Origin of the sequence: Vibrio sp. Vb0304 (assembly GCF_033338995.1) — a bacterium.
Taxonomy (GTDB): Bacteria; Pseudomonadota; Gammaproteobacteria; order Enterobacterales; family Vibrionaceae; genus Vibrio; species Vibrio alginolyticus.
Genome location: NZ_JAWOTT010000384.1, coordinates 1 through 1,019, shown reverse-complemented (window position 1 = coordinate 1,019; position 1,019 = coordinate 1). Strand labels below are relative to the sequence as shown.

General features: G+C 47.2%; 1 protein-coding gene. It reads right to left on the bottom strand.

Annotated features, from left to right (window positions below; all coding sequences use genetic code 11):
- Positions 1-158: 158 nt before the first annotated feature.
- Positions 159-1,019, bottom strand: an 861-nt coding sequence (locus tag R7P35_RS26420) for an MFS transporter (RefSeq protein ID WP_318093459.1), incomplete at its 5' end; no start/stop codon positions are given.

The window sequence follows — 1,019 nt, the reverse complement described above, 5'->3', positions numbered from 1 at the left end:
TCACCTTTTCTGGTGAATCTTCCATTTGCTCTAGAATACGAGCCATTTCATACGTGGTTAACGACATTACTTTTTGAATTCCATTATGGTGTCAGGAAAAGTGTGAACGACAAATATACACGCGTTACATACATTGGAAAATACTAAATTACACTGATTTACGCATTAGCGAAGCGTGCGTGCCAGCTCTTACCAGCCTTTGAAAATAGAATCACCAATGCTGGTAGCAATACCCACATATGAATAGCAATCAATGTTTGTAGATCAAACGGCAAACGCTGTAAGGTACCCACTAACAAACCAGAACCGCTCATTTGGAACAAACCAAGTAGCGCCGCGGCTGTGCCCGCTTTATCACCGAATGGTTCCAACGCCTTGCCCGCGGCGCCGCCAAGAATCAAAGCAAAACCAACGGACGACATAAAGATTGGCAGCATGAACGACAGCGCCGTGTTTTGGCCATTCATCACCAGCATCACCACACCAGCCAGAGCCAACGTCGAGATACCAACCACAAGCGTGTTGTGTGTGCCAAAACGTTCCATGAACTTCGGTGCCAACATACAACCAGCGATGTTGATAACCGCGTTAATGCCAAACCAGAATGTGAACTCATTCATTGAAAGGCCCATGCCTGTCATCAATACCGACGGTGCTGACGTCACGTAAGCTAAGATAACCGCCATGGCCATCAAACATAGTGACGCGTGGAAAATGAAAGATGGCGTGCTCAGTACCGACCAGTAACGACTTACCTTGAATACCGCTTGTTTCTCGGTTGCAGGGTTGGTTTCCTTCATCATCAAGAACATCAACGTTCCTGAGACAACCGCAAAACCAGCCATAAAGCTGAAGTTTGCACGCCAATCGAATTGCTGTGTTAACCAGCTACCTAAGATTGGGGCCAGTGCCGGAATAAAGCAGATCGCACCATTAAGGTAGCTGATCATCTTGCCGCTTTTCTCTGGGCCGAAAATATCGCGAACTGTTGCAAAGGCTGCTACCGATGTCGCACACGC